At 51.4% G+C, this 14,850-nt stretch carries 14 protein-coding genes and 2 tRNA genes; 8 read left to right on the forward strand and 8 right to left on the reverse strand.

The annotated features are described in order from the left end of the window. The 3 genes from DTHIO_RS02220 to hcp all read left to right on the forward strand — a co-directional run. Nucleotides 1–563, forward strand: a 563-nt coding sequence (locus DTHIO_RS02220) for an MBL fold metallo-hydrolase (protein ID WP_040417804.1), incomplete at its 5' end; no start/stop codon positions are given. A 1,329-nt stretch (nucleotides 564–1,892) separates the two neighbouring features. Next, nucleotides 1,893–2,714: an ATP-binding protein gene (locus tag DTHIO_RS02225; protein ID WP_008868722.1), complete on the forward strand. Its 822-nt coding sequence runs from the start codon at nucleotides 1,893–1,895 to the stop codon at nucleotides 2,712–2,714. Between the two features lie 513 nt (nucleotides 2,715–3,227). After that, the gene (gene hcp / locus DTHIO_RS02230; RefSeq protein WP_008868723.1) at nucleotides 3,228–4,925 is read left to right on the forward strand and encodes a hydroxylamine reductase; all 1,698 of its coding nucleotides are present in this window, start codon (nucleotides 3,228–3,230) and stop codon (nucleotides 4,923–4,925) included. Nucleotides 4,926–5,325: 400 nt separating this feature from the next. Here hcp and DTHIO_RS02235 read toward each other — a convergent pair whose 3' ends face one another. From DTHIO_RS02235 to DTHIO_RS02240, 3 genes are read right to left on the reverse strand one after another with little or no spacing between them, the layout of a single operon-like run. Then, a complete protein-coding gene (locus tag DTHIO_RS02235) occupies nucleotides 5,326–5,550 on the reverse strand; it encodes a hypothetical protein (protein WP_008868724.1) in 225 nt (74 codons plus the stop codon). Nucleotides 5,551–5,585: 35 nt separating this feature from the next. Then, a complete protein-coding gene (locus DTHIO_RS21325) occupies nucleotides 5,586–5,726 on the reverse strand; it encodes a hypothetical protein (protein ID WP_008868725.1) in 141 nt (46 codons plus the stop codon). After that, on the reverse strand, nucleotides 5,723–5,953 hold the full coding sequence (locus DTHIO_RS02240; protein ID WP_008868726.1) for a DUF6290 family protein: 231 nt from the start codon (nucleotides 5,951–5,953) through the stop codon (nucleotides 5,723–5,725). Before DTHIO_RS02240 ends, DTHIO_RS21325 begins: the two co-directional genes overlap by 4 nt. 349 nt (nucleotides 5,954–6,302) lie before the next feature. Between DTHIO_RS02240 and DTHIO_RS02245 the strand changes: the two genes are divergently transcribed. Beyond that, complete coding sequence (locus tag DTHIO_RS02245) at nucleotides 6,303–7,871, forward strand: Fic family protein (protein WP_144311419.1); 1,569 nt, start codon at nucleotides 6,303–6,305, stop codon at nucleotides 7,869–7,871. Between the two features lie 101 nt (nucleotides 7,872–7,972). Further along, entirely contained in the window at nucleotides 7,973–8,422 is a 450-nt protein-coding gene (locus DTHIO_RS02250) for a hypothetical protein (protein WP_008868728.1), read from the forward strand. Between the two features lie 493 nt (nucleotides 8,423–8,915). Here DTHIO_RS02250 and DTHIO_RS02255 read toward each other — a convergent pair whose 3' ends face one another. Further along, nucleotides 8,916–9,539, reverse strand: coding sequence for an RpnC/YadD family protein (locus DTHIO_RS02255; protein WP_008868729.1), 624 nt, complete (start codon nucleotides 9,537–9,539; stop codon nucleotides 8,916–8,918). A 438-nt stretch (nucleotides 9,540–9,977) separates the two neighbouring features. On the opposite strand from DTHIO_RS02255, the gene DTHIO_RS21330 reads away from it, so the two are divergent. Then, entirely contained in the window at nucleotides 9,978–10,118 is a 141-nt protein-coding gene (locus DTHIO_RS21330; protein WP_153305059.1) for a hypothetical protein, read from the forward strand. A gap of 39 nt (nucleotides 10,119–10,157) precedes the next feature. Continuing rightward, on the forward strand, nucleotides 10,158–10,478 hold the full coding sequence (locus DTHIO_RS02260) for a response regulator (protein WP_040417412.1): 321 nt from the start codon (nucleotides 10,158–10,160) through the stop codon (nucleotides 10,476–10,478). A gap of 168 nt (nucleotides 10,479–10,646) precedes the next feature. Here the strand turns inward: DTHIO_RS02260 and DTHIO_RS02265 are convergent. From DTHIO_RS02265 to uvrC, 4 genes are all read right to left on the reverse strand, one after another. After that, nucleotides 10,647–10,724, reverse strand: a tRNA-Glu gene (locus DTHIO_RS02265). 11 nt (nucleotides 10,725–10,735) lie between these two features. Then, a tRNA-Gln gene (locus DTHIO_RS02270) sits at nucleotides 10,736–10,809 on the reverse strand. A gap of 76 nt (nucleotides 10,810–10,885) precedes the next feature. Next, nucleotides 10,886–11,491, reverse strand: a complete 606-nt coding sequence (locus tag DTHIO_RS02275; RefSeq protein ID WP_008868730.1) for a DUF445 domain-containing protein — start codon at nucleotides 11,489–11,491, stop codon at nucleotides 10,886–10,888. Next, on the reverse strand, nucleotides 11,467–13,284 hold the full coding sequence (gene uvrC / locus DTHIO_RS02280) for an excinuclease ABC subunit UvrC (protein ID WP_008868731.1): 1,818 nt from the start codon (nucleotides 13,282–13,284) through the stop codon (nucleotides 11,467–11,469). Before uvrC ends, DTHIO_RS02275 begins: the two co-directional genes overlap by 25 nt. Nucleotides 13,285–13,480: 196 nt before the next feature. Here uvrC and DTHIO_RS02285 point away from each other — a divergent pair, with 196 nt between their 5' ends. Next, nucleotides 13,481–14,848: a phosphomannomutase/phosphoglucomutase gene (locus DTHIO_RS02285; protein ID WP_008868732.1), complete on the forward strand. Its 1,368-nt coding sequence runs from the start codon at nucleotides 13,481–13,483 to the stop codon at nucleotides 14,846–14,848. The last annotated feature ends 2 nt before the right edge of the window (nucleotides 14,849–14,850 follow it).

Below are 14,850 nucleotides of genomic sequence, written 5' to 3' on the forward strand. Positions count from 1 at the left end.
GTTATATACTTTTCTGCAGCAGCACCGGAAAAGCTGCAGTTATTGATCCGGGGTCGGATGAGGAGATGATTCTTTCAGAACTGAGCAGCCTCGGACTGGTCCTGGAGTATATTCTCCTTACCCATTTTCATTATGATCATACAGATATGGCTGCATCCTTGAGGCAAAGAACCGGAGCCCGGGTGGCCATACATGAGGCCGATGCTTCATTTTACGAAAAACAGGTGGATGAGCCCCTCAGGGACGGGGATATTATTCAGGTCGGTCAGGAGATCCGGCTGCAGGTTCTGCACACCCCTGGTCATACTCCTGGCGGGGCCTGTTATTATGGACACGGCCAGATATTTACCGGGGACACCCTGTTTGTGCACGACAGCGGACGCACCGACTTTGCCTACAGCCACAGGCCCACACTGGGGGCTTCCATCCGTAGAATCATGGAACTGCCCGAGGAGACTATTCTTATGCCCGGGCATGATTACGGCCCCACACCAACATCAACCCTTGGTCAGGAAAAAAAGCATAACATAAATGCTGTGGAGTATAGATTCCACAAGCCGTAAGATTATTCTCTCCTGCCATTTGCCTCCTGAAAATCTGTCACGATATAAGTGTTATATTTGTCTTATTGTTCCCACGCTCTGCGTGGGAACATTCCCTGGACGCTCAGCGTCCACAATGACCGCAGGAGCGGTCGGGCTACGCTCCCACGCAGAGCGTGGGAACGATAAACCCCCCAGATTATGCAAGCATTATGTAACACTTATTTTATGACAAACCCTGACTCCTGCGACTGAAAAAAGGAGTTTTTGCAGTCGATTAATTATAGTGATTACCAGCAACTATTTCATCATTTGTAAATTGGATTTACAATTTATGAAATTGGTCTTTAGGCCCTCCCTGAACCCCTGTTTGTCTCCTGCATCCCTGTCCCGTTAAACTTTCTTCAATTTAACTGGGCTTCTTCCAACTCACCGTAGTCCTAAAAAAAAGAAAATTCTCACGCAAAGACGCCCCGGTTGAATGCCCTTCGGGCTTGCTCTTCGAGCAATTCAACTGGGCAGGCAAAGTACGCAAAGTCAAAGACACCCACCTGTTCGGCGGAAACATCAATCCTCATCATTCAACTGGGCAGGCAAAGTACGCAAAGTCAAAGACGCCAAGCAGGTGTATTGTTCAAAACCGGGGCACGGTTTTGGACAAGGCTGCCTTCCTTAGCGATCTTTGCTTGCCCGGTTAAATGCGTAAGCACCTCGAAGAGGATTTAACTGGGCGCCTTTGCGTGAAAAAAATGGGTTGCGGGTGTAGCAAGCTTTACTGACTTACTCCTGAAACCCTGTCATAAAAAACAATAACCACGCGCTTCGCGTGGCAGGCCTTAGACAGGATTAACAGGATGGATAGGATAATCAGCCACCGGCCTGATGCCGCTGACTGAATTTACCATCCAGCACTCACTTTCTTCCGACATTCATGAGTGCCGGAAAAAAGTGAGTGCTGGAGTGATTACCTTTTGGCCTGGCTTCCGCCTGTCCCGTTTTACCCGGTTAAACACGGCTATGCCGTAGACCAGAGGTCTGTTTAACTGGGTGAATTGCTCGCAGAGCAAGCCCCAAGGGCATTAAACCGGGAGCCAGGACAAAAATGTTTTTCTCTTAATCAATCTCTTAATCCTGTTAATCCTGTCAAAAAAGCTCTTTTCTTTATTGGGTTGCGGGCATGGCCCGCGCTAGTTTTTTTCCGCCTTCTTGATTTAAGTCAAGGAACGGCCATTGCTGATGAGGCATAACTTATTCACGCCGGGCGGGAAAGTCCTGTTTGGAGCAGGTGCAAACCGTCCTGCCCGGTGAAGTATTAAGTTGTTCGTATTTCAAAACAGGGAGGAAAAAAACTTGGCCAGAGAAATTAGAGATATTGTCAAAATCGATGAGGAACTTTGCGACGGTTGCGGACTGTGCGTACCGGGATGCGAGGAAGGAGCCATTGAGATCCGGGACGGCAAGGCCAGACTGGTGGCGGAAAAGTATTGCGACGGGCTGGGGGCCTGCCTGGGCCACTGCCCCAGGGGGGCTATCACGGTCATTAAGCGCGAGGCGGATCCCTTTGACATGGAAGCAGTGGAAGAACGCCTGCGGGAGCAGGAAGCAGCTGGACAGTCACCACAGGAAAAGCCGGAAACAGCCTCTCGGCTTGGCTGCGGCTGCCCCGGTTCAGTCATGGCTGACTTTGCTCCGGATAAGGCACATACACCGGCGCAGGGCACTGAGAACATCCAGTCAGCTCTTACTCACTGGCCGGTACAGATCAGGCTTGTCCCCCCGCATGCGCCATTTTTAAAAGGAGCACATCTTTTGATTGCAGCTGACTGCGTACCTGTTGCCTATCCCGGACTGCACCAGGATCTTTTGCCCGGCAGGAAGATAATGCTTGGATGCCCCAAGTTTGATGACGGCCATGATTATGTTGAGCGCCTTACGGAAATATTCAGGCAGGCGGACATCAAAAGCGTAACAGTTGCCTCCATGGAAGTCCCATGTTGCGCCGGAATGGTCAAAATTGTTGAAAAGGCGGTTGTCCAGGCAGGCAAAGGCATGGCTGTTGAAGAAGTGGTCATCTCCAGGCAGGGTCAGGTTATGCCTCAGGGCAGACCCGGGGCAGAACAGTCCAGACAAAAGCATGTCCAGGTACAGCAGGGCAGTTGTGCCTGCATGTAATTATTCCACATGGGAGCGATGGTAACCATTCAGAGGGGGCAGTTGATGATTGCTTCACATTTTGCGTCAAGCGCGAAATGTGAAGATGTTGAGGCATGAGATACAGGCCTGGTGGACAGTTTTTGCAGCATTTTCCTGCATTAATCAATTATAAACAAGAGGTTACGATATTCGCTGAATGGTAACCATTCAGGGGATGCCGGAACTGGCCAGGGGACAGTCCCCGCGACACCTTTTACGCACAATTACAAAAATTACAGACGCGAAGTTTTGTGTACAAACACAGCCGGTACTTAGCGGGGGACAGTCCCCAGGCCTCGTGCCAGTAATGACCATCGAGTCCCCCCTGAATGGTTACGCTGAATGGTTTCGAGCTATTGGCTGAGAAATAATAAAAAAATGTTAAATGTTGTTAGTTTTGACTTAAGTCAAAGATTTTAAAAATACATGCGCTATTTGTATTTATACGGGAATATTCCCCAAACCAGAAAAACAATTTAAAGGAGGCTCATTATGTTTTGTTATCAATGCGAACAGACTGCCAAAGGCGAAGGGTGCACCAAGATAGGAGTGTGCGGAAAGCAGCCGGACACTGCCGAACTTCAGGACCTGCTGGTGTTTGCCCTCAAGGGCCTGTCCCAGGTGGCCATGGCCGGCCGGGAAAAAAATGTAGTGGACACCAAAGTGGGCCGGTTCATCTCCGAGGCCATGTTTTCCACCCTGACCAATGTCAACTTCGATCCGGAGCGTATTGCCGGACTGGTCAAGGATACCGTGGAGCTCCGGGATGAACTCAAATCCAAGGTGTCCCAGGCCGGCGGCAATGTCCCTGCCTCTGAAGCCGCCAGCTTCGTCCCGGAGAATACTGTGGAGGGCATGGTGTCTCAGGGGGAAAAGCATGGAGTTGTTGCTGACAAGGATCCCAACGAGGACATTCATTCCCTGAAGCAGACCGTCACCTACGGCATCAAGGGTATCTGCGCCTATGCCGATCATGCGGCCATACTGGGACAGGAGGACGACGCTGTGTACGAATACGTCCAGAGGGCCCTGGCTTCAACCCTGCGTGAGGACCTGAGTCTGGAACAGTGGATTGAACTGGCCATGGAATGCGGGCGTACGAATATCCGGGCCATGGAACTTCTGGATGCGGGCAATACCGGAACTTATGGTCATCCCGAACCTACAAAGGTGCCCCTGGGACCCAAAAAGGGCAAGGCCATCCTGGTTTCCGGGCATGATTTGAAGGATCTGGAAATGCTCTTGAAGCAGACCGAGGGCAAAGGCATAAACATTTACACCCACGGTGAGATGCTGCCCTGCCATGGCTATCCTGAACTGAAAAAGTATTCCCATTTTCATGGTCATTACGGCACTGCCTGGCAGAATCAGCGCAAGGAGTTTTCACAGTTCCCCGGACCCATTCTCATGACCACCAACTGCATCCAGAAGCCTCAGGAATCCTACAAGGACCGCATCTTTACCACCGGCCTGGTGGGCTGGCCTGGAGTGGCCCACGTCAATGGTGACCAGGAAAGCGCGTCCCTGCTGGAACGTCTCAAAACAGTGGTGGGCATGGCCAGCAAGGGAGAAAGTGAAAAGGACTTTAGTCCGGTTATTGACAAGGCCCTGAGCATGGATGGATTTGCAGCTGATGAAGACAAGGGTCATGTCATGGTGGGTTTTGGCCGCAATGCAGTCATGTCCGTAGCTGGCACTGTCATTGATGCAGTCAAGGATGGCAATATCCGGCATTTTTTCCTGGTGGGCGGCTGCGACGGAGCCAAGCCAGACCGCAACTACTACACAGAGTTTGTGGAGAAGGTGCCAGGTGATTGCGTAGTCCTGACCCTGGCCTGCGGCAAGTTCAGGTTCTTTGACAAGGATCTTGGGGAAATCGGGGGTATACCCAGGCTTCTGGACGTGGGGCAGTGCAACGATGCCTATTCCGCGGTAAAGATCGCCATGGCCCTGGCCGAGGCCTTTGAATGCGGAGTAAACGACCTGCCTCTGTCCTTAGTGCTGTCCTGGTATGAACAGAAGGCTGTGGCCATTCTATTGTCCCTGCTGGCCCTGGGTGTCAAAGACATCCGCCTGGGGCCTTCACTGCCGGCTTTTGTCAGCCCCAACGTCCTCAATTATCTTGTGGAAAATTATGACATAAAGCCCATAAAAACCCCTGATGAAGACCTTAAGGCCATCCTGGGATAAACCGGCTGTAAATAACACTACAGCGAAACTTATGACTGACCTCCGGGGACTGGCTCTCCCCGCACTTATTTTAAAACCTGTCAATCTTCCTTTAGAAAAATAAGTGCGGGGGTGCCTGTCCCCTGCTTTCCTTCTCTTACGAGCCGGAAGCAGGGCTGGAAGCCAAGCCGATTTCTCACACTGTTGGGATGTGGTTAAGAGATCAAGTTTATTCTTTTTATTGATGGGAATAGGTGAAAGCCCCTGAAATCGGTGGAAACGATTCGAGATATGCCTGCAGAAGAATAGGTCGCGGGTAACCATTCAGGGGTTCCTCGGTATTGATTGCTGGCACCAGGCCTGGGGACTGTCCCCGCTATGTACTTTTATGCAGGTTCACACACCTTAGCTTTTGACAAATTTAATCTGTGCAGGAAAGGTTTCGCGGGGACTGTCCCCGGGCCGGTTTCGGCACCCCCTGAATGGTTACGGTCGCGGCAAGCATGGTGTCCAGAATCCTCTTGCGGCCTATATTGAATCTGCTCCTCCAGTCATTAAAGATAACCACTGTTTGGTGGTCGGGAAAAATACGCTTGACTTCCCGAGCCTGCCACCACCTGGTGCTGCGCTGCAAAGCTTCCTGCATGGAAAGAGGCCTGGAGAATCTCCTTGAATCAGTTGTTACATAAATTCCGAAAGAACTTGAGGAGCCAGCGCAAATCCGAGGTCTGAATTGCTGGCTGCAAAATTTCTCGCTTCCTGGCATTGCGGATGTTCAGCGATTTCAAATGCCACCATAAAAGAAGTATCAATACCTGTCATTCAAGCATCTCCTGGAGCAGATCATCTTCAGGGGTTAAATCTTTCAGTATAGATCCAGCGTTGGCAGGAGGGGCGTCAAAAATACTCTGATCTTCTCTCAGGTAACTACGGCGGTATTCTTCCATGGCATTGCGGATAAGCTCCGAGGCAGTCCGGTTATTCTGAGCGGCATATTCCTGAAAGGCGTGGTAGGTTTCTGAGGATACATTTATGGTTATGGTTTTCATAGATATCTATTCTATGTAAATCAGCAACAAGGTCAAGCTTCGATATAAGAAGTGGATGTGCCTGCAACCTTGAAAAAAATAACGAACACCTAAGTTCCGAATTCTGTACAATAAAGGTAGGTAATTGATGGCAAAAATCCTGATCGTGGACGATGTACCGGCTAATATCAAGGTCCCGTGCCGGTTGCTGAAAGAATACCATCAGCTTATGGTGGCCAGCAATGGGGAAAAAGCCAGTTTCATAAGCACGGGTATCACCACCAGGGTGAAGTCAAGAATTCTCTTGACGCATAAAGGATACTGGTTGAAAATCAAATTTCAGAATTATATCTACAAAGGAATTTTTTTCATGGCAAGGAATCAATTTTCAGGCCCTGCGACCTTTTTTCAGGACAGGCGGCTTCCGGTAAAGGCAACTCCGGCAGGTTACAGTGCTTTAATCGATTATTTTGATCTCAGGGTCCCTTTACCCCGGACCCTTTTTGCCATCGGAGACAGGCACAGAACCATTCAGGAGCAGGGTTGGCATATACTTACTCCACGCCACACCCCATCTCCCGATATACAAAGCCATCTCAAGTTTGCCATCAAGTACGAGGGCCTGGATTTGGCCGTCCTCAAACGGCTGTTTCAGGCAACAGGTCCCAAACCCATAGAAGCAATGGTTAAATCCAGGCCCACCGGCTCATATGCCAGGCGTAGCTGGTTTCTTTACGAATGGCTTTTGGGTGAAGAGCTGAATCTTCCGGACGCCCGGACCGGCCGTTATGTTTCAGTGGTGGATCCAAACATGCAGTTTGCTATGCAGGGAAAGGGCTCACCCCGGCACCGTGTGCGCAACAACCTGCCTGGAACCAGTGCATTCTGCCCCATGGTCTTCTGTACGCAAGTTCTGCAGGAATTCATGGACCAGAAACTCAAACAGAAAACCCTGGAAATAATCGATGACGTGCCCAGGGACATCCTGGCCAGGTCATCAGTGTTTCTGTTGCTTAAAGACTCTAAGGCAAGTTACGCCATTGAAGGAGAAGGACCTTCCCATGACCGTGTTCAGAGATGGGCCAGGGCTATCGGGGAGGCCGGACAAAACGATCTGGATCAGGATGAGCTCGTCAGGCTGCAAAAAATTGTCATAGGTGATTCCCGCTTTGTGGATCTGGGGCTGAGAACCGGTGAAGGCTTTGTCGGCGAGCATGACCGGAATACTGGAGAGCCAATTCCTGTACATATCAGTGCCAAAGCTGACGATCTGCCTGAACTTGTGCAGGGACTGATTGAGTTTGAGCATAGCTCCGGACTGGAGCTTGACCCTGTAGTGGCTGCGGCGGTACTGGCTTTTGGTTTTGTGTATATCCATCCATTCGAGGATGGGAACGGAAGACTGCACCGCTACCTTATGCATCACGTGCTTTCCTCCCGGGGGTTCAACCCTCCTGGTCTTGTCTTTCCGGTTTCAGCAGTGATCCTGGAAAGGATAGAGGAATACAGGAAGGTCCTGGAGGACTATTCTGCCAGACTTATGCCCGCTATCGAGTGGAAGCCCACGGATAAGGGGAATGTGCAGGTGCTGAACGATACGGCGGATTTTTATCGTTATTTTGATGCCACCCCGCATGCTGAGTTTCTCTACGATTGTGTACGCCGGACCATTGAAAAGGATCTTCCTGAAGAAGCCCTTTTCCTTCGCCGCTATGATCAGTTCAAGGCCCGGGTGCAGTCTTTGGTTGATATGCCCGAAAATACCTTAAACCTGCTTTTCCGTTTTCTGCGCCAAAACCAGGGGAAATTATCCAAGCGGGCCAGATCAAAAGAATTTAATGCGTTGACAGATGACGAGGTCCAAAGCATTGAAGAAATTTTTCAGGAGAATGCAGGAAACGCAAGCCCAACTCTAAAAAGGAGGGCACAGGATGGATAATTTTGAAGCAAGGGGTTTGTAAATTTTGCAGCCAAGAACTTAACCCCCTGAATGGTTATGTTGGAATTTATCAGATAATTATTAATAAAGGAATAAACCAGATGAACAGACAGGAACTGATAAAAAAGGCCGCTGAAATCAAGACGCCCTCAAAGCAGGCCGCAAGGCAATTTCAGGAAGCCAGCCCTTCGCTTGTGGACGAATTGAACCAGATCATGTGTTCCAGATCAGACCTGGAAAAACTCATAGGCAAGAACAACCGGGAGATGATGCTGGACAACCACAACAATCATGCCCGTTTCATGTCCGCTCTGCTTGTGGACTACCGCCCCGAGGTCCTGGTGGATACGGTTTTCTGGGTCCTGCGAACTTACAGGGCTCACGGATTCCAGCCTGCATACTGGCCTGCCCAGCTTAATGCCTGGCTGCAGCTTTTTCAAAAGCACTTAAGCCCGGAAGCCTATGAAGAAGTAAGCCCTGTTTACAATTTTATTATAGTTAATCAGGCCTTTTTTGACAGATCAAACCCGGCCTGCCCTGAAGATCTGTAGACAGCAGGACATCCCGGATGGAACAGCTTTTCAAGGATGATGAGTATGGGAGGTATTATGGCCAATGGAGCATTTAAAGTAACCATAAATCTGCCGCATAACCTGGTAGTGGTTGCTGATGTAACCTGGTAGTGGTTGCTGATGAAGTTGCGCGTGAAAGAAAGACCAGTCGCAGCAAGGTCATCACTTCTTGCCTGCAGAGTTTAGCTGCCGAGCGTTTACATAATGAAATGGCAGAGGGATATAGGACGCTGGCAAAAGAGAACTTGAAGTTTGCTGAAGGGAGCGCCCATTTGGCTAATGAGCTACTGCCCGAGCCGTAGAGCAAGGCAGGAGACCCAGTTGTCGCCTCGGAGAATAGAGGTTTAGAACTGCTTTTTTCACATCAAAATGGCGGTTCTAAGACTGAAAATCAAGCAAAAAACGAGATGTTCTCAAATATTTTCAATATATTGTCTTGGTCCGACCCGAAAACTAAAAGAAAACTAAGCCGCTAAGCCAACAGATCCAGGATTCTCTGACGATCCCAGCCCCGGGCAAAGAGAATGCGGATCAGGCGAATCTTGGCTGCGTATCGCTCCTCTGGTTTGCCCTGGGTCTTTTTGGTCAACAGGTGCGCTGCTGTAACCAGAGCAAAAGCATTATCCGATTCAAGCAGCTGATCTATTTCCGATTCCCAGTCCAGAAGTTTGACAGCTGGAAAATCAAACCTCAGCCGGCAGCCGTAGAGTTCGTAGCCAAAGCTGTCCGGATGCCAGCCCGGACTGGTATCAGCCAGCACCGCAAGGCTGGCCAGGGGCTTGTCGTACTGATCAAAAAGCCGGTAATGGTAGGTGAACATCCGCCTGGCAAAAACATCCTCGGCTTCTCCCTGCACCTCAATATGTACGCATACCCAGCCTTCATCTCCACTCAACCTGTGTACCCGCACCAGCTTGTCCACATACCTACGCCCGAGTTCAGCATCCTTAGTCACCTGCTGTAATTCTTTGTCCAGAAAATCATACCCTGAACTCCAGTCTATGTCAGCAAAAATTCCAGGGAAATAAAACTCCATAAATTCCGGGAAATATCTTTCCAGCGCAACTTTCCAGGGGCTGTCGTATTCATCGCTCATAGGTTCTACCTCAAATTTTTAGCAACGTCGGCTGAAGCAACGATTGCTTAGTTCGCTGAAGTCTCTTGAGTCGTGCTTATCATATAATCCGTTGTTTGCCTGGGGGTCAAGATATTTGTATTCGTTTGTTTCATCACACCAGGGGCGTGACTGGCCGGCGGGTTTTCCGTTCTCGACTTGGGAGTTCGCCTGGTGTCAACTCTCGGTGGTGATTGCTGGCACCCTCTGACCAGGAGCAGTTACTTAAGGCCGGCGTGGATGACTACATGGTCTACACACTGTAATCAGTCTGCCTGAATGATATTGCAAATGCCAGTATTTCTATCGCAATCTGCTTTTCAATGCGCTCAAATTCACGTATCAGGGTAGCAACGTATTTGTTCACGGCTATCAGGAAGGTGTCATGGCCAGGTTTAGGTTTGTGACGGCGGAGCGGGCATGGACCAGAACACAGCGGCCAGGGTGTTTTCCATAGATCAGAGCAGATCTCCTCAGGTACTGATGGTGGAAAATGAACCTGTCTGCGCCTTGATCTGTGTAAAGAGTTTTTGGAGAAGTACTTGGGACGGATCTGGATAGGCCTTCAGCACGGTAAGGGCACTACCCAATCAGCTGCCCATGAAGCTTTTACTGGAGAAATGCGGACATAAGGTGAGCCTGGCCGAAGACGGACAGCAGGCCCTGGATTTGTTTGCCTCCCTGGATTTCGACTGCATTTTAATGGACATACACATGTCGGTCATGGATGGAGTGGAGGCAATCCCCGAATCTCAGACTCCCCGAATTCCCATAATAGCTTTAACCGCCTACGCCATGGACGGTGACCGGGAGAGGTTTCTGGATGCCGGCATGGATGACTATTTGGCCAAGCCGGTGCAGAAAGAGGACTTGGAAAAGGCTCTTGCCAGATATGCAGAACGAGGCTTGATGAGCTTTTGAGGACTTGTGCAAAAGAGGTGAGGGTGCCAAGGTGAGCAAAATAAAAGGCCACCTGGAAAAAAGCTCCCAGGTGGCCTGATAAAGGAGAGGGGGGTGCAAACTGATTCTGTAACCGTTGTTATAGAATCATGGTTACCAGAAAATTATAGTATAACCCCTTGATTTTATTGGCGTCCCCAGGGGGATTTGAACCCCCGTCGCCGGCGTGAAAGGCCGGTGTCCTGGACCGGGCTAGACGATGGGGACGGAACGCTTAATGGCTGGGGCACGAGGATTCGAACCTCGGCTACCAGGGCCAGAACCTGGCGTCCTGCCGCTAGACGATGCCCCAACAACCAAGAAAGAATTATGTAGTTTTTCTTGTGGGAGTTGTCAAGAAATTTTCAAAGGGCTCAGAAAAAAAATATTCAAGCGAAGAAAAAGAACAGGGCCTGCAGGATTCCAATGACGAAACCAAGTACTGCTCCGATGATTTCGATGAACCTGAACTCCTTGCGCATGATTGTGTAGAGGATCTCCTCCAGCTTGTCCATGGAAAAACTTTCCACCTTGCTGCGGACCACTTCCTTGAAGTCCAGGGTGTGCTCCAGTTCCTCGGCCACGCGCTGCAGAAGCTGGGGCAGAATTTTTTCGCTTTCACGGTGAAGCCTGCTCTGCAGGGAATCGGCTACCCTGCTGCTGAGGATGCTGCCCAACACTGGGTGTACTGAATTCAGCTTGCGGCTTAACAGGTTGTGTATGTATTCACTTAGAATATTACGCAGACGTTCACGGAACCGCGGGTCATTTATGACGTTTTGAATATCCTCGTGGGAAATGAGCTCGCGCTCCACCAGGGTCCCCAGGTTGGAAGCCAGCTCCTGCTGTCTTTTGGGGAATACCCCCTGCAGCTTCCAGCCCAGGATGTTCACCGGACGTCTGGGGTAAAAAAGCATTTTCACCGCCAGATAATTGGTGATCCAGCCTATGAGGGCTCCTATAAAGGGTGCTAAGATGAACTTGTAGTATTCCATTCTTTAAGGGACCTGGCTGTTCTTCCGGCAGTTTCCGGGCCGAAACCCGGCACCTGCATGAGTTCTTCCCGGGAGGCACCCAGGATACTTTGCAGGCTGCCGAAATGTTTCCACAGTGCTTCTACTTTTTTGGGGCCCAGACCGGGTATTTTTTCCAGGTCGCTTTGCAGGGATTTTCTGCGCAGGCTGTTGCGCATGCTGCCCAGGGCGAAGCGGTGGGCTTCATCCCGGATTCTTTGCAGGTAAAGCAGTTCCGGTGAAGCGGGCTTCAGGGAAAGTGGGTACTTGCGCCCCGGCAGATACACCTGGTCCTGAGCCCCGCCCCTGGCCCGCGTTTCGGCCTTGGCAATGGAGGCCAGGGCGAAGAGACCTTCCTGTCCGGCATCCTGCAGGGCTTTCTGGACAGTGCCCAGCTGTCCCTTTCCCCCGTCTACAAGCAAAAGATCCGGCCAGGGACTGGAAGACCGGCTCCTGCGCTTGATGAACTCGCGCATGGCCTGGTAGTCGTCCCCTGGAGATACAGAGGGCAGGTTGTAGATGCGGTAGTCCTTTTTATGCGGCTCCCCGGCCACAAAGGTCACCACCCCCATGCGGGTGTTCCGCCCGGCGTGGTGGGAGACGTCAATACACTCGATGCGCTCCGGTTCGCGCTCCAGGCCCATGACCCCGGCCAGAAAGGGAGTGCCGGCATCTCTTCGGTCTCTGGCATGCTGCTCACAGTTCTGGCGGGCGATGTTTAAAAGGCCTTTCAGGCTCTCCCCCCTGGCCCCCACAAGCCTGACCTTGCCTTTGCGGTATTCCATGAGCAGGTGCAACAGGGCCGGGTCATGAATTTTTTCCGGAAGCAGGATCTTTTCCGGGATGAAACTGTCCGGTCCGTAAAACTGGCTTAAAAGGCTGGCCAGGGTGTCTTGCAGTTCCTGGTCGTTTTCCGGGTGGTGCTCGGGCCAGAAAAAATTCTTGCTGTCCAGGACCTTGCCCTGGCGGACAAAGAGCACCCCGATGCCCATTCCGCCCTGGACATAAACAGGGGCAAACACGTCCATGTCCCCGGTGCCAGGGAAAACCACCGACTGGGACTTAGTGGTCTGCTTCACCGCTTCAATCTGATCGCGCAGCAGGGCTGCTTTTTCAAAGTCAAGCTCCCGGGAGGCTTCCTGCATGTCCTTTTCCATGCCTTTTATCAGCTCTGCGCTGCGCCCGGACAGAAACATTTCCAGCCGGCGGATCTCCCTTGAGTATTCCTCTGTGGACACATCCAGGCAGCATGGTCCGGGGCAGCGCCTGATGAAATGCTGCAGACAGGGGCGCACCCGGTTTCTGAATTTTTTGTGTCCGCATTTGCGCAGGTAAAAAAGCCTGTTGATGACCTTCATGGTCTCCCTGGCCGCTGCTGCAGAAGTAAACGGCCCGAAGTAGACTGAGCCGTCGCGCCTGGCTGAACGCGTTAGTTCCAGGGCCGGGTAGGGCCTGGATTTGTCTAAGCGGAAAAGGACGTACTGCTTGTCGTCTCGAAGGACAATGTTGTATCTTGGCCTGTGTTTTTTGATGAGGCTTGCTTCCAGGAGCAGGGCCTCTTTTTCGCTGGTGGTGGTGATGTAGTCCACCTGCAACACCCGGCCCAGCATAACCCTGGTTTTGGGTGAGGGATCCCTGGATGAGCGGAAATATGAGCTGACCCGGCTGCGCAGGTTCTTGGCCTTGCCCACATAAATAATCCGGTTCTGCTCATCCTTCATGAGGTATACGCCCGGATCCCGGGGGAAGTCGCTGGAGTTGAACTGGTATTGCATTAGTCTTAAGAAAAATAGTTTTATCCAGCGGTTATATTTAGTGCAGCGCCTGGTCCTGGTCAAGAAAAACAAAAGTGTTTTACATCCGGGGCTGTTTTTTATAGACATTTTCTGTAAATAGATTGTTTGACAGTTTTCTGAAGAAAATCCGGCCGGCCGGGCCGGTAGCAACTTATAAAAAAGGGAGTTTCAGGCGATGAAGGAAATCAGGCAGGACATTTTCAGGGCCTACGACATCAGGGGCATTGTGGACAAGGATTTTGATCCGGAATGGGTGGAAGTGCTGGGAAAAGCCTGCGGGACTTATTTTCGCAGAATGGGCCTGGATCAGGCTGTTGTGGGCCATGACTGCAGGCACAGTTCACCCGAGTACCAGGCCCGCATGATCGAGGGGCTCAACAGCACCGGAGTGGACGTGGTCTTTTTGAATATGGTGTCCACGCCGCTATTTTATTTTGCCGTGAAAAAACTGGAACGCCGGGCCGGGGTCATGATCACAGCCAGTCACAATCCGCCTGATTTCAACGGCTTCAAGGTCTGGGCGGAAGAAAGCACCATTCACAGCGAGGAGATCCAGGAAGTTTACCGCATTATGGCCTCCGGAGAATTCGCCCAGGGAAACGGCATGGCCACGGAGATGGATATAAGGCCTGTTTACCGGGAGTACATGCAGGCCCAGGGTCCCGCCGCCTCTAAGGTAAAGGTGGTTGTGGACGGAGGCAACGGTGCCGCCGGCCTGGACTGCGTGCAGGTCCTGGAGGATGCCGGGGCTGACGTGGTACCCATCTATTGTGAGCCCGACGGAAATTTTCCCAATCACCACCCTGATCCAACTGTCATGAAAAACAACGAAGACCTGGTGGCCACGGTGAAAAAAGAAAACGCCCAGCTGGGCATCGGCCTGGACGGAGACGGAGACCGCATAGGAGTGGTGGATGAAAATGGAAAAATGATTTACGGAGATCAGCTCCTGGCCATCTATGCCCGGGACGTGCTGCAGCAAAATCCCGGGGCCTGCGTCATCGGGGAGGTAAAATGTTCCCACCTGATGTTCAACGATATCAAGAAGCACGGCGGCAGGCCCATAATGTGGAAAACCGGGCACTCCCTCATCAAGGCCAAGATGAAAGAGGAAGACGCTTTGCTGGCCGGAGAGATGAGCGGACACATGTTTTTCGCGGACCGTTATTACGGGTTCGACGATGCAGTGTATGCGGCCAGGCGCATGGTGGAGATTGTGGCCAAGAAGCAGGGTCAGCCCGTGAGCGGTTATCTTGATGACTGGCCGAAGACGGTGAATACCCCGGAAATCCGCGTTGAATGCCCGGACAGCATCAAGTTCGACGTGGTCAAAAAGGCCCAGGAGTATTTCCGGCAGCATTACGACATAGTGGATGTGGACGGGGTGCGCATTGCTTTTGATGATGGCTGGGCCCTGCTGCGGGCCTCCAATACCCAGCCGGTCCTGGTGCTCAGGTTTGAAGCCGAATCCGAGGCCAGACTGCAGGAACTGCGCGAACTCATTGAAAAGCCCCTGAAAAACTGGGTGCAGGAACTGTCCTGATA

The sequence above is a fragment of the Desulfonatronospira thiodismutans ASO3-1 genome (assembly GCF_000174435.1).
Lineage (GTDB): Bacteria > Desulfobacterota > Desulfovibrionia > Desulfovibrionales > Desulfonatronovibrionaceae > Desulfonatronospira > Desulfonatronospira thiodismutans.